The sequence below is a fragment of the Oscillatoria sp. CS-180 genome, assembly GCF_028330965.1.
Taxonomy (GTDB): domain Bacteria; phylum Cyanobacteriota; class Cyanobacteriia; order Phormidesmidales; family Phormidesmidaceae; genus Halomicronema.
Window position 1 is genome coordinate 16,834 of record NZ_JAQMUB010000101.1, and the last position, 18,374, is coordinate 35,207.

At 48.6% G+C, this 18,374-nt stretch carries 15 protein-coding genes; 6 read left to right on the forward strand and 9 right to left on the reverse strand.

Annotation, left to right across the window (positions count from 1 at the left end):
* Nucleotides 1-49 precede the first annotated feature (49 nt).
* The 3 genes from PN498_RS27660 to PN498_RS27670 all read right to left on the reverse strand — a co-directional run bounded on the left by PN498_RS27660 (nucleotide 50) and on the right by PN498_RS27670 (nucleotide 1,926).
* Nucleotides 50-643 carry a hypothetical protein gene (locus tag PN498_RS27660; RefSeq protein ID WP_272066696.1) on the reverse strand — a complete coding sequence of 198 codons (594 nt, stop codon included), beginning with the start codon at nucleotides 641-643 and terminating at the stop codon, nucleotides 50-52.
* Between the two features lie 129 nt (nucleotides 644-772).
* Nucleotides 773-1,420, reverse strand: a complete 648-nt coding sequence (locus PN498_RS27665) for a Uma2 family endonuclease (protein WP_272066697.1) — start codon at nucleotides 1,418-1,420, stop codon at nucleotides 773-775.
* Nucleotides 1,421-1,506: 86 nt separating this feature from the next.
* Nucleotides 1,507-1,926, reverse strand: coding sequence for a GNAT family acetyltransferase (locus PN498_RS27670; protein WP_272066698.1), 420 nt, complete (start codon nucleotides 1,924-1,926; stop codon nucleotides 1,507-1,509).
* A 219-nt stretch (nucleotides 1,927-2,145) separates the two neighbouring features.
* Between PN498_RS27670 and PN498_RS27675 the strand changes: the two genes are divergently transcribed.
* Nucleotides 2,146-2,997 (forward strand): hypothetical protein, encoded by an 852-nt coding sequence (locus PN498_RS27675; protein WP_272066699.1) that lies wholly within the window; start codon nucleotides 2,146-2,148, stop codon nucleotides 2,995-2,997.
* A gap of 453 nt (nucleotides 2,998-3,450) precedes the next feature.
* Here PN498_RS27675 and dnaN read toward each other — a convergent pair whose 3' ends face one another.
* The 3 genes from dnaN to PN498_RS27690 all read right to left on the reverse strand — a co-directional run bounded on the left by dnaN (nucleotide 3,451) and on the right by PN498_RS27690 (nucleotide 8,296).
* Nucleotides 3,451-4,593 carry a DNA polymerase III subunit beta gene (dnaN, locus tag PN498_RS27680; RefSeq protein WP_272066700.1) on the reverse strand — a complete coding sequence of 381 codons (1,143 nt, stop codon included), beginning with the start codon at nucleotides 4,591-4,593 and terminating at the stop codon, nucleotides 3,451-3,453.
* Nucleotides 4,594-5,124: 531 nt separating this feature from the next.
* A complete protein-coding gene (locus PN498_RS27685) occupies nucleotides 5,125-6,897 on the reverse strand; it encodes an ABC transporter ATP-binding protein (RefSeq protein WP_272066701.1) in 1,773 nt (590 codons plus the stop codon).
* A gap of 262 nt (nucleotides 6,898-7,159) precedes the next feature.
* Nucleotides 7,160-8,296: a YdcF family protein gene (locus tag PN498_RS27690; RefSeq protein ID WP_272066702.1), complete on the reverse strand. Its 1,137-nt coding sequence runs from the start codon at nucleotides 8,294-8,296 to the stop codon at nucleotides 7,160-7,162.
* 381 nt (nucleotides 8,297-8,677) lie between these two features.
* On the opposite strand from PN498_RS27690, the gene PN498_RS27695 reads away from it, so the two are divergent.
* The 5 genes from PN498_RS27695 (at nucleotide 8,678) to PN498_RS27715 (ending at nucleotide 14,913) form a co-directional block, all read left to right on the forward strand.
* Nucleotides 8,678-9,466: a DsbA family protein gene (locus PN498_RS27695; protein WP_272066703.1), complete on the forward strand. Its 789-nt coding sequence runs from the start codon at nucleotides 8,678-8,680 to the stop codon at nucleotides 9,464-9,466.
* Nucleotides 9,467-9,592: 126 nt separating this feature from the next.
* On the forward strand, nucleotides 9,593-10,081 hold the full coding sequence (locus tag PN498_RS27700; protein ID WP_272066704.1) for a tetratricopeptide repeat protein: 489 nt from the start codon (nucleotides 9,593-9,595) through the stop codon (nucleotides 10,079-10,081).
* A 206-nt stretch (nucleotides 10,082-10,287) separates the two neighbouring features.
* A complete protein-coding gene (locus PN498_RS27705; protein ID WP_272066705.1) occupies nucleotides 10,288-10,968 on the forward strand; it encodes a zinc metallopeptidase in 681 nt (226 codons plus the stop codon).
* 210 nt (nucleotides 10,969-11,178) lie between these two features.
* Entirely contained in the window at nucleotides 11,179-11,910 is a 732-nt protein-coding gene (locus PN498_RS27710; protein ID WP_272066706.1) for an HAD family hydrolase, read from the forward strand.
* A gap of 183 nt (nucleotides 11,911-12,093) precedes the next feature.
* Nucleotides 12,094-14,913 carry a tetratricopeptide repeat protein gene (locus PN498_RS27715; protein ID WP_272066707.1) on the forward strand — a complete coding sequence of 940 codons (2,820 nt, stop codon included), beginning with the start codon at nucleotides 12,094-12,096 and terminating at the stop codon, nucleotides 14,911-14,913.
* Nucleotides 14,914-14,940: 27 nt separating this feature from the next.
* Here the strand turns inward: PN498_RS27715 and hisB are convergent, their stop codons facing one another.
* The 3 genes from hisB to PN498_RS27730 form a co-directional block, all read right to left on the reverse strand.
* Nucleotides 14,941-15,579 (reverse strand): imidazoleglycerol-phosphate dehydratase HisB, encoded by a 639-nt coding sequence (gene hisB / locus PN498_RS27720; RefSeq protein WP_272066708.1) that lies wholly within the window; start codon nucleotides 15,577-15,579, stop codon nucleotides 14,941-14,943.
* A gap of 209 nt (nucleotides 15,580-15,788) precedes the next feature.
* The gene (aroB, locus tag PN498_RS27725; protein ID WP_272066709.1) at nucleotides 15,789-16,904 is read right to left on the reverse strand and encodes a 3-dehydroquinate synthase; all 1,116 of its coding nucleotides are present in this window, start codon (nucleotides 16,902-16,904) and stop codon (nucleotides 15,789-15,791) included.
* Between the two features lie 75 nt (nucleotides 16,905-16,979).
* Nucleotides 16,980-17,927 carry a GGDEF domain-containing protein gene (locus PN498_RS27730; protein WP_272066710.1) on the reverse strand — a complete coding sequence of 316 codons (948 nt, stop codon included), beginning with the start codon at nucleotides 17,925-17,927 and terminating at the stop codon, nucleotides 16,980-16,982.
* Nucleotides 17,928-18,374 lie beyond the last annotated feature (447 nt).

The window sequence follows — 18,374 nt, forward strand, 5'->3', positions numbered from 1 at the left end:
ACGCACCTCTCCAAAAACAGTATTGTTCCAGTGATAGTCGTCTTATTGGCTAAATATTCTTAGAATTGCGAGACGGCCCAAGTGCTGAAGCCACCAGCAGAGGTATACCAATACCCGCCAGCAGATTGATGAGCAGCCACCCGTGAGACGCCGCACTGTTGAAACCGTGAATATAGAAGCCACGACGCAAAGACGACAGTAGTGCATCCCAGAGCAAATGAGCACTGACACCAACAGAGAGACCGATCGCACCGTCTCGCAGCCACGTCAAGAGCGATCGCTGCCAGTGAGCTATTGACGGCACGCGACTAAGCCAAAGCCATACTCCCAACAGCGCCATCGGAATGAGGATCGAATGGAACAGCCAGCTTCGATGAATCAGCAGTTTGAGGCCAGTCGCCTTGTACAACGGAATATCCCAGTCGGGAAAGGCCATGTAGAAAAACGTATGGCTCAATCCAGGAATACCCAGCTTGCGAAAAAAGAATAATCCGCTTGCCCCCCACACCAGCGTGATCAGGAAGAGAATCGGGTTGATCACCCGAGCAGCTGATCGCAGATAGCGCTCCAATATCCACCAAAAAGCGATACCCACAGCCAGCCCCACGGCAAAGTGCAATAGCTTATCTACGAAAGAACTCATGGGAATATTCCGAAGCGTAGATAAAGTCAAGATTCAGTACAGGGTTTAATCTTAGAGTTCCCGTAATTTCACAGAGATCACCAATAGGCTGACTCATTAGCCCATTCGATGCACCATCTCTTTGCTCAGTCACTGATTCTGTTGCTTTACCCAGGCTTTGATAGCACGGCGTAATGGTAAGCGACCGCGATCGCGATACTGTTCGATGATTTGTGGCAAGTCCTGAATCTTCACTGACGGAAACACACAACTGCTCTCAGACTCAACATAGTGATTTTGCTGAAGTAAGTAGATCGTGAGTATGCCGTCGCTATAGCTCCAAATCTCTGGAATTCCTAGACGGGCATAAATAGGGAAGCGGTCAAGGGATTTGCTGGTAATGTCAATGTCAAGTGCCAAGTCTGGTGGAGGGTCTTGGCTGAGATCAAACTTTAGTTTGCCACGGACTCTTGCTTCGTTTTGGAAGTAAAAGCAGTTATCGGGCTCTAGCCCAGCTTGGAGTAGTTGACGACGCCAAATAGTGGAACCATAGCACTCATAGTCCCGTTCCAGAACTTCTGCAATGTCCTCGATAGCGATGCTGATAGCTTGCCTGAAATATTCGTGCTCTGGCGACGGAGCCATGATTTCTAGTACACCTTCATCGTAGGTAAATCGCGTACCACGATGCTCTCCCAGCTCTTCTAAAATGGCCTCAAACTTAGCCCAGCCGACATTATGAAGCAGCAATCGCTGCCCTGCAGGAATCTCCAATTGGCAAAATTCTAAAGCTAGCATCGACCAGTTAACGGAATACCTCTCTATGCTACTCGGTTCCAGCTGTCGAAGGAGCTGATGTGCGTCTGTGAACTGTAGAGGTGGGTTTAACGATCAGAAATCAACCGCTTGCCCACACTGACGACAGCATCTTCAGTGAATCCAATCGCTTCGTAGAAGGCGATCGCATCCAAATTGTCTCGGCGAATCTGGAGATTAATCTTGGGACACCCCAGTTTCAAGAGCCATTCTTCAGCCTGATGCATCATCTCGCGTCCATAGCCAGCCCGTTGGTATTCAGGAGCGATCGCTAGATAATTAATCCATCCACGGTGACCATCATATCCAGCCATGACCGTTGCCACGACTTGGCCGTCCAATACACCTATCAGAAATCCTTCAGGCTGTATTGCCAGCTTGCGTTGAATATCCCTGTAGGGATTATTCCAAGAACGAAGTAATCCGACACGTTCCCACAGAGTCACAACAGCAACGGCATCATTGGCTTGAAACGGACGAACCAGCATCTATTGATTATTCAAATTGACTCAATAGCTGTCCTGTAGATTTAGTGTGAGCGAAAGCCTGCTTGGTCATTTATTAGAAACCATTTTGGTCTAACTCCTCAAAACGCAGATTGCGCCAACGTTTGAATCTCCAGTTATATATTTCTTAAACAAATATAATCAAGTTATTGAACCTATTTATGCAATATTGATTTTGAGTTTAGACAGGCTGAGTAGTAGATGTCTCCTTGGAAAAAGCTTAGAAGGATCGATATTAGAAATGCAGCTTACATTCTTTTTGCAGAGCGTCGAGCAGAAGCACTCAGTCTAATAATAGGGATCACGGGCTTAGGTTTCGCATTCTTCGAGGCCAAAGGTACCGTTACTTCTATCGTATTAATTGTATTGATATTTGGAATTCTCTTCTATGTTGCTTGGGCTGCCCCTGATCTACGGTGGCATATTCTAGAGCAATCTATTGAAATTCGCTTTTTGGATGCAACAGGAAAGAAAATACAATACGTTGAGACTTCTGTCCTCAAAAGCTTAAAGAATAACAACTCAAGAATTCGATTTCCCGTCTCTTACAACGGCAAACATCAGGTTGTGAGCGCAAAAGAACTACGGAGAGGAAATGAAGCAGCCGATTTGAGATTTTCAGTGAACAAGCAAGACTGGGATTTATCACTAGGCTGCGTATACGTTAACGAGGAAACCACAAGTGATTCAACTATCTTCGTGAAGTTCAGCAAAATTCTTAACTTTGGTCAAACGACACAGGTAGAAATCACAAGGCTACTAGAAAACGCAAAAGAGGATTCACAATGGTATAGGCCATCAACCCTAGTTGACAAAATTAAATTTATTATAGACTTTCATCCTGACCGCCCAGCTGCCGGAATTTACACATACAAAGAATATTTACTTGAAAGAGATATTTCCGAGCGGAATTTAAGGCGAGAACGAATAAACGATGAGCCTGACGGCATCAACTACGAAAGAGAAACATTCGAATTCAATAAGCCAATTTTCCAGCATAACTATGGCGTTAGCTGGAATCTGATGCCACGAAAAAACCGCTGGAGAAGCTAAAACTCGAAGCATTGACTTATGACTATTAACTAGCTACACCTCTCCACTAATCACCAATCTAGATTCAAATGCAACTTTGCTAAAAGCCTGCAATTGAGCCAACATTTTTTGTAGCATCAGAATACGCTGATAATACAAACGAGCTATCAACCACCAGTTGAAGTTCCTAATATCACTCTTATCTCCTTCCTTTGTGATTATTTGAAGCTAGATGTTAACATAATGCGGACTCCTTATGGTAGTTTCTTCGTACCAAGAAGCTTTATGTTTTCTTATTTAATGAAAGACCTCAGATTCAAATAATTAATCCATACAAAGACTCAATAGCTCCATGAAAACTAGCACTTTCCAACGATGTGCACAATCTTTTGCATCTAATGACATAGATAGATGAAATTGGATTCACACATCAGTAGCGATTGAAATTAACACCTCACTTTTCGAAGTGTATGATCAGCTGCGAATTTGCACAGGCATCACCAAGTAGGTCATCTGAAGTTCGCCAAGAGGAATCATCACCGAAGGACTCGTAGCCGTATTGCATTGAAGCTGCACCTCGTTCGTATTGAGCGCCTTCAAACCGTCTAACAAATAGCGAACGTTAAACGCAATTTCCAAGGCTTCTCCTGTGACCTGAGCCGCCACGACTTCGCGGCCACTTCCGACTTCCTGAGCTTCAACCGATATCGCTACAGACTGTTGCTCGGGGTCCAAGGAAAGCTTGACGATGTTGTTCTTTTGGTCTGCAAGGACCGCAATGCGTTCCAAAGCATCGGTTAACTGTTTGCGATCAAGGGTGACTTGTCGCTCAAATTGTTTGGGGATGAGTTGACGATAGTTAGGATACTGCCCTTCTAGGAGACGGGTGGTGAGCTGTTGTTCACCGAGTTCAAACACAACCTGAGTGCGATCGAACTTGAGAGAAATGGGTTCCGACGACGTATATCCCTGCAACATCCGCTCTAAATCACGCAGCGCTTTGGCTGGAACAGTGACATCCATCTTGGCGTCTTCACCAGATTTTCCAGTCCCTGATTCATCGCTGGTTTTTACCACAGATAGGCGATGACCATCAGTTGCGGCAAACTCCAAAATCTCGGGTTCCGCCATCAGGTGTACCCCCGTCAATACCTGTTTTGTCTCATCACCACTACTGGCAAATAAAGCACCCCGCATGCCTTCTAATAGAGACTCTACCGAAAGCTCAGCCGCTTGGCCGTTTTCCACAGTGGGCAAGTTGGGATAGTCTTCTGCGCTGAGACCTCGAACCTGATACTCTCCTGATGAGCTAGTGATGGTAATGGCCGTATCTTCTGCAATTTCCTGAATGGCAATATCTTCTTGGGGTAAACGAGCAACGATACTTTCCAACAGTTTTGCTGGCAACGTCAGTTCTCCCGGTTCCTCAACCCTTGCTTTAAAGGCAGTTTGGATGCCCATCGTTTCATCAAATCCGATCAGGGTAACGGATTGAGCTTCCTCATCCACCTTAACTAGCACGTTGCTGAGGATGGGTCTACTGGGTCGTGCAGGAACGACCCGACCAACTAATGAAAGGTGAGTGTTTAGATCATTTTGAGGACAAATGAATTTCATAGGGCTGATCTAGGGAAGTATCAAAATAAGAGCTGAAACCTGCTTGCGTTGACCAAGCCAAACGCACTGAACTGAACGGATGCTTATCGTATCACCCTGCCTTTTCCACGATGTTTGAAAAGAGGCAAAGAAGGATTTAGATCAAATTTTTCTTATAGACGTAATAGTAAGTCTTGCGGAAAGTGTGGATAATTTGGGGATCGCTTAGTCTGTAAGGTATTCAACTTCCCCAGGATTGTGGAAAACAAGGGGGCAAAAATAGGCGTTCTCCACAACCCTCACGGTTGGTAGATTCTTTTCCCCATAGGAGGGTGAAAAGTCCACGATTTAGAGGTCCGTTTTCCACACCGGCGTTCTGTTTTTCCACACTATTCATTCCTGAAGATTTCACATATCTTTACAGCTTGTTAGTAGATCGCTTTATGCGAGTCAACTTCAAAGCTGGAAGGTTAACAGCTTTAGTTGATGCGAAGTTTATCTAACTCTCACGACAGTACTCGTCAGGAAGATTTGAATAACTTGAGAGGTGCTTTATCGCAGAACCTCTTCCAATTTGTGCTGTTCCCATAGTTGCTGATATAGACCGGGTTTTTGCACCAGCTCTGTATGAGTACCGACTTGAGCAACGTGACCTTGATCCATCACGATGATGCGATCAGACAGTGCTGCAACGCCCATCTGATGCGAGATAAAGACGACTGTTTGGTGTTGAGTGCCTGTCTTTAAATTTTGCAGAATGTTGGTTGCGGTTTGGTTATCGACGCTAGAGAGGGCGTCATCTAAGACCACGACCGGAGCTTCAATCATGAGAGCACGGGCGAGGGCCGATCGCTGCCGCTGTCCACCGGACAAAGTAATTCCTCGCTCACCCACGATGGTTTCGTACTGACGCGGGAAATTGTCAATCTCAGGAGCAATTTGAGCAAGCTTTGCAGCATGTTGAATGTCTGTAAACTCAGCTAGTGGTTCGCCATAGCGAATGTTGTTGTTGATAGTGGTGCTGAACAGAAAACTTTCTTGGGGGACATAGGCGATCGCGCGACGTAAATCGGCTAGGGGCAGCGTCGTAATATCTTGCCCGTCTAGAAAAATTTGACCTGGAGCAATATCGAGTAAACGCGGCAAAGCATTGGCCAGTGTGGATTTGCCCGATCCGATAGGTCCCACAATAGCTACGGTTTCGCCAGGATAGATGATGAAAGAGACTTGATTGAGTGCTGGAACTGGGCTGTCAGGATAGCTAAAGCTCAGATTTCTAGCTTCCAGTTGACCCTTCACACCATAGTCAGGCAGAGCTTGAACGGTGGATGCATCGGCTATTTTGGGCTGACTTCTGAGAATAGCCTCGACGCGATCGATGCTGACTTCGCCGCGCTGATAGGCCGTGATCGTAAAGCCCAATAGTGCAGTGGGAAAAACTAGTCGCTCTACATAGAGGATCATGGCAACAAAGTCACCGACTGACAGCAGACCATTGGCGATGGTTCCGGCTCCAGTCGCTAGGATGAGCAGCAGGCTGATGCTGGCTAGTCCCCCCAGCAGGGGGAATAGAGTATTACGGGTACGAGAAAGTTTGAGGTTAGCTTCTAGGAGATCGCTGTTTAAGTCAGCGAATGCTAGCCGTTCATTATTCTCTTGAGCATAGATTTTGATGAGGGCAATGCCGCTTAGATCCTCTTGGATCAGTTCGCTCAGTCGCGAGGTGGCCTCTTGCACCTTGAGCTGCTCATCGCGTAGCCGTTCGCTGAACAGCATGACCAGAATCAGCATGACGGGATAAACCATTAAGGCTACGACGGTCAGCCGCACGTTGAGCGACAGCATGACAGGAACCGTAAAGGCATAAGCAAATATCGTGTTCGCGAAGCTGAGGATGGCAAAGCCCAAGAGTCGCCGGATGTTGTCAACGTCACTAGTAGCTCGGCTGATCAGTTCTCCGATGGTGTTAGTGGCAAAGTAAGCCGGTTCCATCCTCAGCAAATGCTCAAAAATCCGTTGTTTTAAGTCGAATTCGACCTGCCGACCGACGCCAAATAAAAGGATGCGGGAAGCCATGCGGATGACCCACATCACCGAAGCGAGAACCAAAACGACGATCGCATAGTTGGCAATCTGATCAAAACTGAAGGTTGTCCTCAGATCATCAATACCATCTCGAATGAGGAGCGGAATGCGAGCGCCTAAGAGATTGACCAATAAGAGTGCCAGAATGCCTGAAGCGGTCTGTATCCAGTGGGGTTTGAGATATTGACCCAGTTGTCTCAGATGCCTGTTTTTCTGCGAAGGGCTGCTTGAACGCGCCATATCTATCCCAAACTCCAACCCTCCTCATCCTAGACGATGTTTGGGTTTACTCCGTTCAACACTGAATCCATAGGCATTCCATACGAATCGTCGTTGTCATCGCCTGACTCCTGTTGCTGAAATCCAATCCATAGGGAACAGGGGATAGGGAACAGAGTGTATTGATTGCACTTGCAGACCGCGTATCAAGCCAATCCAGTTGGTTCGATACTGTGATTCAACGCGGGGGCGATGACGAACGCTGAGTCGAACTGGAACAGAATTATTCCGGTACGGGGACCAACTCAACAATCTCGTTCCACCGAACGTCAAAACCCGGTAGCCAGCCCCGCAGGAAGTAGTAGAAAGAGGTCAACACTTCATTCCAATAGCGGGTTGTAATCCGCAGCGCTTCTGCACTGGGTACTAAATCGGAGAGCCGGGCCAGCGTATCCCCGGTGAGTTCGCCACTGCCGTATAAGTTTGTTGGCCAAGCGACGACCTGTATGTCTGCTTCTTCAAAAGTCAGGGCAGCACGACGCATAGTCACCGCCGGAGCTACCAGTGCAACCCGACTCGCTGATCGCTGCGGCGTATCGGGATCACTCAGCAGACCTCGATCGTCCAAAAACGACTTGGTCTGCTCCATTGCCCTGTGGACATCTGTGCCGGCATCTTCGATGATGATCGCGTCTCGGGGCACTCCATTCCGAATCAAAACTTGACGAAGATCTTCTTCTATCGCCACTTCTTCTTCGTCGTCTGCCACAACAGGGCCAGCCGTGACGATCACAAACGGATTGCTGCCGCTACGAATAAGACGGTCATACAGTCTCCCAGCACTGGTTAATCGCGAGACCAAAACGGGTTCAAATCGTTCGCGACTGTCCGCTTGATCGGGGAGTTCGTCTAGGGGAGAGACAATATCAGCATTTTCACCAATCACGACCATCGCGGCCACTCGGCTCAGAGGCACCTCGGTCGGGATTTCGACCGGACACACATCATCACAAATGCCGCGTTGCGCATCATAAGCTCTCTGGACCGCCTGTTCTGCTTGGTTGATGAAAAAACGAGCCACAATGGGCGTACTGCAAACCAGCAGAATGACAAAAGCGATCGCAACGTAGCGGCCATTGGTGACTTTGAACCCTTCTTTAAAGGGGAGCAGTTCCTTAAACGAGAACAGCAATAAGGCTAGTGAGAATCCTAGAGGGGTGAGCGGTAAAGAAATAATTCTCCAGATAGCCCCGATCGTCTCATCATTCGGATCGAGAAAGGAGAAAATAACGAGCGTTAGAATAATTGCCCCACCAAACCAGGCCAGAAAGTTGCGAGGGATGAATCTGACCAGCAAGTACCAGACGATCAGCCCAAGGGCGGCCCATACGAGTATCTGGGTGAGCAGTTCTAAGACCATGCTGTGCTTTTAGATGCGAGAGTGCGATCGCCGCAGAGTTGCTCTCAATGTGCTGATATTCACCTCAAAGTAACCCTGCCTCAGGAATGATACCTGTGCTCAAACTTTCTGGCACATCTAATTACGGATTGATTGAGTCAACGCCTTTAACGCCTCCAAGCAAGACAGCTGGAAAGTTTTAAGTTATCTGTTGAAATGCTAAATTTTCGATTGTTGCCGCACAAACTGACGAAAGGCTCTATCGCCCAGGGATTGCAAGGATATAACCCGATAAGATCACCATGATCTAATGGATTTCTCATTGGATTCTCAGGATTTGCATGTATTTTTGTGACGCCAATGAAAACGAACTGCAAGCATAAGTTCTCCATTAAGAGTGTTATGAGCAATCCTCCTTCCGAATCTTCCCAATCGCAGTCTTCTACAAAACAGAAAACTTCATCCAATCAGTTGCCATTGCTGCTGGGTGCTGGCTTTTTTGGCTTAGTTGGTATCGGCCTGCTAGCTTCCGTTTGGAACCTGATGGGAGACAACAAAGCCTCGCAAACGACTACGACAGAGGTTGTCACAAGCGCTCCTGAAGCTTCTCGGCCACCGGCAACGCCCGAGGAGCATCAGCAACTGGTAACTCAAGTCGTCAATGACCTTGAGCGAGACGTTTTAGTAGGCGATTCCCCAACATTAGGCAACCCGGATGCAGATGTTGTTTTACTGGAATTTTCTGACTTTCAATGTCCCTATTGCGCTCGTGCAACAGGGCACATTGAAGAATTCACTTCAGAATATGGAGACGACGTTTTATTCGTCTTCAAGAATTTTCCGCTGACCAACATTCACCCAGAAGCACTGCCAGCGGCTCAAGCGGCTTGGGCAGCCGGACAACAAGATCAGTTCTGGCCCTATCACGATGCTTTGTTTGAAAGTCAAGCAGTCTTAGGCGAAAGGCTGTACGTTGATCTGGCTAGAGAATTAGGGCTGGATATGGATCAGTTCAACCGCGATCGCGCTAGTGAAGACGCTATGAAAGCGGTTGCTCGTGACTTGGCTCTAGCTTCTGAACTTCAGCTCAGCAGCACACCAACGTTCGTCATGAATGACGTTCTCATTCCGGGGGCAGTGCCTGCTGAATTCTTTGCCGAGGCGTTGGAACGTATCCAGGCAACCCAGTAATCAAAGTTGGGGGTATCTTTTGTAACCTCAAACATGACATCGCGAGAGTCTTGCGGTTCGTTACGAATTCCCCTCTCGCGATTGTTAATAGCTAAGCTGAGGTCAATTTAACCCAAACTTAATCTTATGTATCCTCGGACACTTGTTGTACTGGCGTTGTCTGGCCTGCTGACCAGCGGATTAGCAGTGTTCTCACGCGCCAATGCATCACCCACTACACCAATGTTGTCTTCTTCAGCTGAGTTGCAAGAAGCGGATGTGCTCTATCGGCAAGGCATTCTGCAGTACGAGAAAGGTAATCTGGAAGCCGCGATCGCGTTGTACACGGATGCACTAGAGCTGAATCCTGAATCAGCGCAAGCTTACGCTGCTCGTGCTGGTGCCTGGGGTAAGCTTGAGGAATACGAAGCTGCGATCGAGGATTACAGTTCGGCAATTAGATTAGATGAAGAATTAGCGGCAGCCTATGGTGGGCGAGGGCTGGCGCTTTCTCTGAAAGGAGAACTAGACGCAGGAGTCAATGATCTATGGACGGCAGCTCAGCTTTTTAGAGCGCAAGATCAATTGGAAGAGTACTTTAAAACGCTTGCCATTATTGAAGACATTGCTCCTTAATTGAGCGCTACATAATGTGGCTTGTGGCTGAACCCAGTCCGTGAATGGTCCATCCTCAAGTTAGATGAGGAGCCTGCTTGGAGTTCGGCGATCATCACCCGTCATTAAACGCGATCGCCTAAAAAATTGAGCTAGATTGGTACCCAGGCGGCTGTTCTACTGAAGGGCTGCTTGGGTATTAATCGTTACTGATGTAGAAGAAGGCTATGGTCTTTGATCCAATGTATCTGGTGTTGATGGTGCCGGGTATCTTGCTGACGTTTTGGGCGCAGAGCAAGGTCAAGGGGACTTATCGTCGCTACTCTCAAATTCGCTCCGCTACGGGTATGACAGGAGCCCAAGTCGCTCAAACTATTTTGAGCAAAATGGGTGTGCGGGGTGTGCGAGTTGAGCAAATTGCCGGTGAACTAACCGATCACTACGATCCCAGCGCTAAAGCTGTCCGTTTGTCTCAGGGCATCTACAATTCGACATCGCTAGCGGCAGCGGCTGTTGCTGCTCACGAATGCGGCCATGTCCTCCAGGACGTTGAAGATTACAAACTGATGAATATCCGAGCTGCGCTAGTTCCCGCAGTCAATTTGGGGTCTCGGTTAGGACCCATTCTGATCATTGCAGGATTAGTCCTCAACTTCTTGGGCTTAGCTTGGCTTGGGATTATTTTCTTTGCTTCTGTGCTGCTGTTTCATATCGTCACTCTGCCTGTTGAGTTCGATGCTTCCAAACGAGCTTTGAGGCTAATAGATGAGTTCGGTATCCTTCAGGGTGAGGAGAACAAAGGTGCTCGGGCAGTGCTGCAAGCTGCGGCGTTTACTTACGTTGCCACTGCGTTCTACGCTCTTTTGAACATTCTGTATTACATCTTCTTGATGGTGGGACGCCGTTAGTCAAGTGGCTGGCTGCATGATTAGGATAATAGACTGTTATTGGGGTGAAGTGTTGATCAAAACAGCTTCACCCTTTTGTAATGCGTCCGTTTCCAGGTACGCTTCTACCTCTTCTCCTCCTGTTGCTGTACCCGCAGCAACCGATCATGCTAGTGGGATAGACTGCTCTAACACCCTACTGTTGCTCCTGTGCTCGTTTAGTCCAGTCCTATGGTGCTTAAAGCCGTTTTTCTAGAATTTAATGGCGTTATTGCTAGAGATATAACCTTGAGAAGGGAGTTAATAGATGAGATTCTGATTGCTGAGAATTTACGTCCGAATCCTGATGAATATGTTGAGGTGTGTTCTGGTCGCAGCGATCGCGCCTGCCTCAATGATCTCCTCACCCGTCGTGGGCGAGTAACAACAACAGAACTACTCAACAAGCTGCTAACTCAGAAATCTCAGAACTATATTCAGCGGCTCACTCAAAATCAAAAGCGACTGCTGTATCCAGGGATTGAAGATCTGCTATACAAAGCGAAAACTGACTCTCTGCTGCTAGGAATTGTGACGGGTACAGCGAAAACGGAGGTCGAATGGGTCTTGCAACAAATGAATTTGACCGATTCTTTTTCAGTTATTGTGACGGCTGAAGATCTCGCCTTAGAGGATGAAAAGCCGTCTGCTAAGGGATATCAAATCGCGATCGCTCGACTCAATGAACAACGTCCTAATTTGCTGCTAACAGCAGATGAGTGTGTCGCAGTGGAAGCGTTTTATCCGGGAATTGAGGCAGCTCAGAATGCCAGTATTCCCGTAATCGGAGTCGCGCACTGCTATCCCTATCGGATGGTTCAACGGCGGGCCGACTGGGTCGTTGATTATCTGGTTGAGATTGACTTTGCCTGGATTCGGCGTCGCTACGATCCCAACGTTCCCATCGTGGAAGAATCGTTGTAGGCAAAACCCAAGGTTTGATCTGTCACGGTTAGATGTGAAACCTAATTCCCTGAACCCTACAGATTCAAAGCTTCGAGGTATGCTAGGCGTATTCTTAAAGCGCCGATGGCTTTCTGCAAAAAAGTCCTATCCTGCTTGTATCTGTTATCTGCGATCGCAATACCGATGCGACACTGCTGCTTCATGTCGACTGCTCAATTATCCCGGAGTACCCTGCTGCTGCTGTTTTATGTGCTGGGAGGCGCTATTTTGCCCGCCTATTCAGCCGATCCGACGCTGCCAATGCCTGTTGCTCAGTCCATTACGGCAGACGATCGAGACGAACTGGAGCGGCTGCAGCAGGAAGCTAACCTAGCCTTTACCCGAGCAACAACGTTGGTTTCAATTCTGTTGGCAGCATTGGCCTTGCTGATTGTGCTTGGCGTCATTATGCTGTGGTTCCTGCGTCGCTCAGTCGTTCAAGAAGTCGCTACGGTGGTCCGCAGTCAGCTGAACCAAATGACTGACTTGGAACATAAGATTCGCACAGCAACTCGCGAGTTGAGTAGCGTATTGAAAGACGCTGAGGATATTGCCGATGATATTGAACAGGAAGCAGAGGGCTTCAAGGACGATTTAGCGGAAAAGAGGCGGGCGCTGGCGCATGCTCTGGAGGACATCAGCAATTCTAAAAATCGAACCCTTAAAGATTGGGAAGACCAAGCTGCCCATTTACACAAAACGCTGAATGACTTGGAAAGTAGCTTTGGTGAGCAGGTAGCCCAGTTAGAAAATCGAGTTCAGGAACGCGCTACGGCCTTTGATGCTGATGCCGCGGCTCAGACTACAGAAGTTCTGGCATCTGTGCGCGAAGCAGCTCAGTCGTTTCAGCAAATGTTGCTGGCAATGGAAGGGCAAGTCGAAGAGGCCAAGCAGCAGACCTTAGAGGAGGTGGAGGCCTCGTCTAGCAATTTTGCTGATCGCCTACGAAGTCTGACAGCGACCGTTGAGGAAACCCGCGATCGCACTTTGGCTGATTTGGAAAAACTGCAAGACGGTTTTGCACCTTACTTTGAGACCCTGCGAGAAAACTTGGAGGCACAGCTAGAGCAGCATCAACAGCGAGTCATGGATGCGATGAACGATCACCGACAGTCGGTGGATCGGCAGCTTGACGATGTGCAAGCGAGTGCGCTCGGGCATCGTGATCTGGCATTGGAAACAATGCAGCGCTCTACAAAGGATTTCGAAGAGCAGTTTCGGCAGATTCGGGATGAAGTTCTGGCGCAGCGGGCCACGATGCTGGCGGATCTCAGACGCTCTTTGGATGACTTTTTGAGTCAATTCAGCGGCTATCAGGGAGACATTGATGAGGGCAAGGCCCGTATCTTGGCTGATATGCAACGATCGGCCACAGAATTTGTGGCTCAATTTGAAACGCTACAGGGTGATGTGGACGACCGTCAGCAAGCCGCATTTGCTGAACTACAAGACAGCTCAACCAGCTTCAGCGATCGCCTCAGCCAGATGATGGACGATTTGGAGAATCGCAAAACGGTGACTTGGGAAGCGGTTCAAGAGAGTGCGACCGAGTTCTCAAAAACTATTCAGCAGCTGCAGGGTGAGAGTCGCGATCGGGCAGCAGTGACCCTGGAAACGCTGGGGCGTCTGGAAGAGGAGCTAGGTCGTCAATTCAACGAGGTTCGTGATGTGGTGTTTGACCGTCGCGATCGCGTTCTGGAAAAACTTGATGGGTTCGATACTCGCCTGACCGAACACGTTAGCGCTTTGGAGGATGAAGCTGCCGAACGGCAACAGCAGGCGCGGCAGCGTTTAGAGACGATAGAAGCCGACTTTGCCAGTCAACTCACTGAGCTACAGAAGGATATTGCCTCAGGCCGTACAGATGTCATTGCTGACTTGGAAGACGTCAAACGCACTGTACAGGAGCGACTTATTACCTTACAGGCCGAAGCGCAAGGTGAGAAGGAATCGATCATGCGTCGTTTAGGGGAAGTGGCTCCTGAATACGTCGCGAACAGCTTTATGGCGGAAACGCAGCAGCAGCTTGAGAATATGATCAGTCTGCTGGAACGCTTGCGAGAAAATCGTCCTACCTTGTTCATGTCTGTCGACGAACGGGTTGAAGCGGCTGATCGCTTTTTAGCTGAAAACAATTACAGCGCTGCCCTAGAGCAATACACTGAGGCCATTGAGATTCAGCCAGACAACGCACAGATGTGGCTAGGTCAGGCGCGATCGCTCATGGGCTTAGAGCAGACCGAGGCCGCGATTGCCGCCTTTGACAAAGTGATTGAGCTGGAGCCAGAGAACGCCGATGCTCATTTTCAGCGCGGACAGGCTCTCCGAGAGAGTAAACGCTATGAGCAAGCATTAGAAGCCTTTGACAAAGTGCTGATGTTGGAGTCTGAAAACTCTAAAGCCTGGGTCAACCGGGGTATGGTGCTGGGGCGTTTACGACGACGGGAAGAAGCGATCGCGGCTTTCGACAAGGCCCTGGCCATCAAGCCTGACTATCAGGAAGCGTGGGTCAATCGAGGGGTTTCGTTTGGTGTGCTACAGCAACACACTGAAGCGTTTCAATCCTTTGACAAAGCCGTTGAAATTCAGGCTAATGATGCTGTTGCTTGGCTCAATCGAGGTCTGGCTGCCCTTGAACTGGATCGATATGAAGAGGCCCTCTCCTCGTTCGACAAAGCAGCTCGCTTTAATCCCAATGTGCCCAAAGCGTGGGACAACAAAGGGGTTGCTTTGATGCAGCTGGGGCGGGATGAAGAAGCCCTAGCGAGCTTTGACAAAGCGCTAGACATTGACCCGGATTATTCGAAAGCGCTGTATCACAAGGCAACCTGCTACAGCCTACAACGCGAATACGATATCGCGCTTGAGAACTTGCAAATGGCGGTGAGATTGGATCCGAACCTGAGAGCTGATGCTCAAAGTGAAGAGGCTTTCAATGATTTACGTAACGACGACTGGTTCCGAGAACTGGTCGGCCGTTAGACAGCGAGCAGCGAGAGGGCCGAATATCTACAGCACCCCTTTGGAGCTAGGAATTTGGCTGGCGCGACGAGGATCAATTTCTGTTGCCATCCGCATAGAACGGGCGAAGGCTTTGAAAGTCGCTTCGATAATGTGGTGGGAATTGATGCCGTCGAGCTGGCGGATGTGGAGCGTCATCTGGCTGTGGTTGACGATCGCCACAAAAAACTCTCGCACCAATTGAGTGTCGTAGGTTCCTACACGCTGGGTGGGAATATCGAGTCCGTAGCTGAGATGAGGACGACCGGAGAAATCCAAGGCAACTTGCACCAAAGACTCGTCCAGGGGAGCGATAAAGTGACCAAATCGGACAATGCCTTTGCGATCACCCAGCGCCTGCTTCAGCGTCATGCCTAACGTAATGCCTACATCTTCATTCGTGTGGTGGTCGTCAATCTCATAGTCGCCTTTGGCGTGAACCGTGAGGTCAAACAATCCATGGGACGCGATTTGATGCAGCATGTGATCGAGAAACGGCACCCCTGTTTTAGCATCGCATTCTCCTGTGCCATCCAGATTGATGGTGACTTGGACATCCGTTTCGCCTGTTGTGCGGCTAACCGTCGCTGTCCGGGTCGGAAATGTCGATGGCGTGTGGGTGCTCGGGGTACGATCTTGCAGTTGCATAGTTGTAAAATTAAAGAAATGAGCGTGACAGGGAAAGACGTCAGTACCGCTACGCGGAATTCGAAATTCACAATTCAAAACCAAGGCGGATAAGCGTTCCTAGCGTTTTGAATGATCATAATTTTTGCCGTAGTGTACTAGACTCAAAGCCGAAATTTGGACTTAGCGTTTGATCACTAGCTTAAAGGCATTGCAGTTCCTTGTTGCGATTAACCACCCATCATGGCAGCTAGCACCGGGCGAATATCATCGTCGGTCATTTGGTCAGTGATGAAAACGTCTGCGATCGCCCGAGGCAAAATAAATCGCACTCGACCATCCTCAACCTTCTTGTCTCCTTTAAGCAAAGAGAGTAGCGTCTCAATCTCAGTGTTATGAGGAATTTCGCTAGGCAATTTGGTCTTATCAATCAGAGCAGTTTGGCGTTCTTCAGCGGCTTGAGGCCAATAGTTCAGGGCAGTTGCCAGTTTGCCTGCTGATGTCATGCCAATGGCAACCGCTTCGCCATGATTCACAATGCGGTAGCCAGTAGCACTTTCTACTGCATGACCAATCGTATGCCCGTAGTTCAAAATAGCCCGTAAGCCCGACTCTTTTTCATCTTGCGCCACAACGTCTGCCTTGGCCTGACAGGAATGAGTCAAAATGGTTTGCAGCAAATTCTCGCCAACATAACGGTATTGGTCTAGCCGTGACGCTTGTTCCAAAGCTTCGAAAAGCTCAAGATCCCAAATCACACCGTACTTAATCACTTCCGCCATGCCAGCCCTGAACTCGCGGGCAGGCAACGTGCTAAGGACTTTTGGATCGATGACGACTAGACGCGGCTGATGAAAAGCACCGATTAAGTTTTTGCCCTGAGGGTGATTGACGCCCGTTTTCCCACCAATAGACGCATCAACCATGGCTAGCAAAGAGGTGGGAACCTGCACAACGCCGATACCCCGCAGCCAAGTAGCAGCAGCGAACCCTGTCATATCGCCGATGACGCCACCCCCCAAGGCAACCATGGCTGATTTTCGTTCCAGCTTAGCGGCATAGGCCGCATCGTGAATTTTTTGGATAGACCGTAGGGTTTTATAGCGTTCTCCCGCTGGCAAGATGCAGGTACTGACCTGATAGCCAACCGTCTCCAGAGACTGGATGAGGCGATCGCCATAGTGGCGAAAAATAACCGGATTAGAAACAACCAAGAGTTTCTGTCCTGGTTTAACCAGTGGTTTCTGGTGATCTGTTAGCCAGGCACCAAGATGGTCTAAAGAATCGGGGGCAATGACAATACCGTAAGGATTCTGGGGAATATCAACAGTAATAGTGGATTTCATGGATCAAAGGCGAAGCGTTCTTGAGATAATCGACCGCAGCATTTAGGTATTGTACGAGACGGGTCTACTCCTACCCTAGTTTGTAATAACTCGGTTTCTACCAGTACTCTTCGCCCTCAAAAGGTTTTGGTCGGCCCGGCCCAGTAACTGTTCCGCTGGCTCATTGTCTCCAGCCGCAACCGTAGCAACACCAATGCTCACAGTCAGCGGTAAATCTAGATGCCTATTAATGACGAACGGAGCGTCGTTAATCAGCCTTCGAAGTCTTTCGGCGACCTTCTGAGCTTCCTGGAGAGAGGTGTTTTGAAGAATCACAATGAACTCTTCGCCGCCGTAGCGAAAGGGCGTCTCGTAGAATCTCATATTATGGCGCAAACGACTGGCGAACATACGCAGCACTTGGTCACCCACGAGATGACCATACTCATCATTCACCTTCTTAAAGAAGTCGATGTCCAGTATTAGCAAACTCAAGGACTGTTCTTGATCGCGCGATACTTGCAGCTGTCGTGGTAGCTCCCAATCAAAGGCACGACGGTTTCCGAGTTGTGTCAAGGGATCAACAAGGGCGATCGAAGACAGCAAATCATTGGTTTGTAATAGCTCGTTGTGGGCCTGAATTCGGCGTATTGCAGTTCTGATGTGAGCTTGAACTAAGCGGTCAAGATGGTCATGAGCGTCTTCATTCTTGCTTTTGGAAAAATTGGGAAACCACAAGTACGCATCAGCCCCTATTTCTAGGGCCGTTGTTGACACTCCGGCTTGCCGCAGCAAGATTGCCTCGTTGGTGTGGGTCTGTGGGCAGTCTCTTTCATCCAATAGGATGCAATAGCACCAGAGGAAGCGACGGTGCTGCTTGATGGAACGACAGATTTCCCAATTACTTTGCTGACTAGCCTGTAGTAATAGGATCTCGGGGTTGTCTGATTCTAGAAATTCGAGGGCTGCTTCTACACCATTGACTTGCTGACAGTTCAAAGCATTGAGACCTTTGACTTGTTCAGAAAGGCGTGCGGAAAACAAGGAATCTCCTACGATCAAAACCGATGCATTCATTGTCAGGGAAAGAAATTAACCTGTGCGGATGAGTAGAACCACGGCGGATGAGTGAGCAAGACGCAGGAGCAGATAGAACAGTAATCTGTCTACTTCGAGCTTTGATGGACGCTCGTCAGGATTAGAGTTGTTGTGGAAGCACTAAGGTAGGGAGGCAATTTCGAAACCCTTGAGCACCTAACTTCATAGACTCCTCTCTGAGCGACTCATCAAAAGGGAAAACCTCTTTCGATTGAGAGTATCTGTGGAGAGGGACTTTGCTTTCAGGCAATATGAGACCTGAAAGAGGCGCTTCTACTATCCATTCAACTTAGTTTCTATAATTCCCGGAAAATCTTGCAATCTACTCAAATATGAGTTCCCAGAAGAACTTTTGAGTCGTTCGAGTAGAGCCAATCAGTATCAGCAGCATAG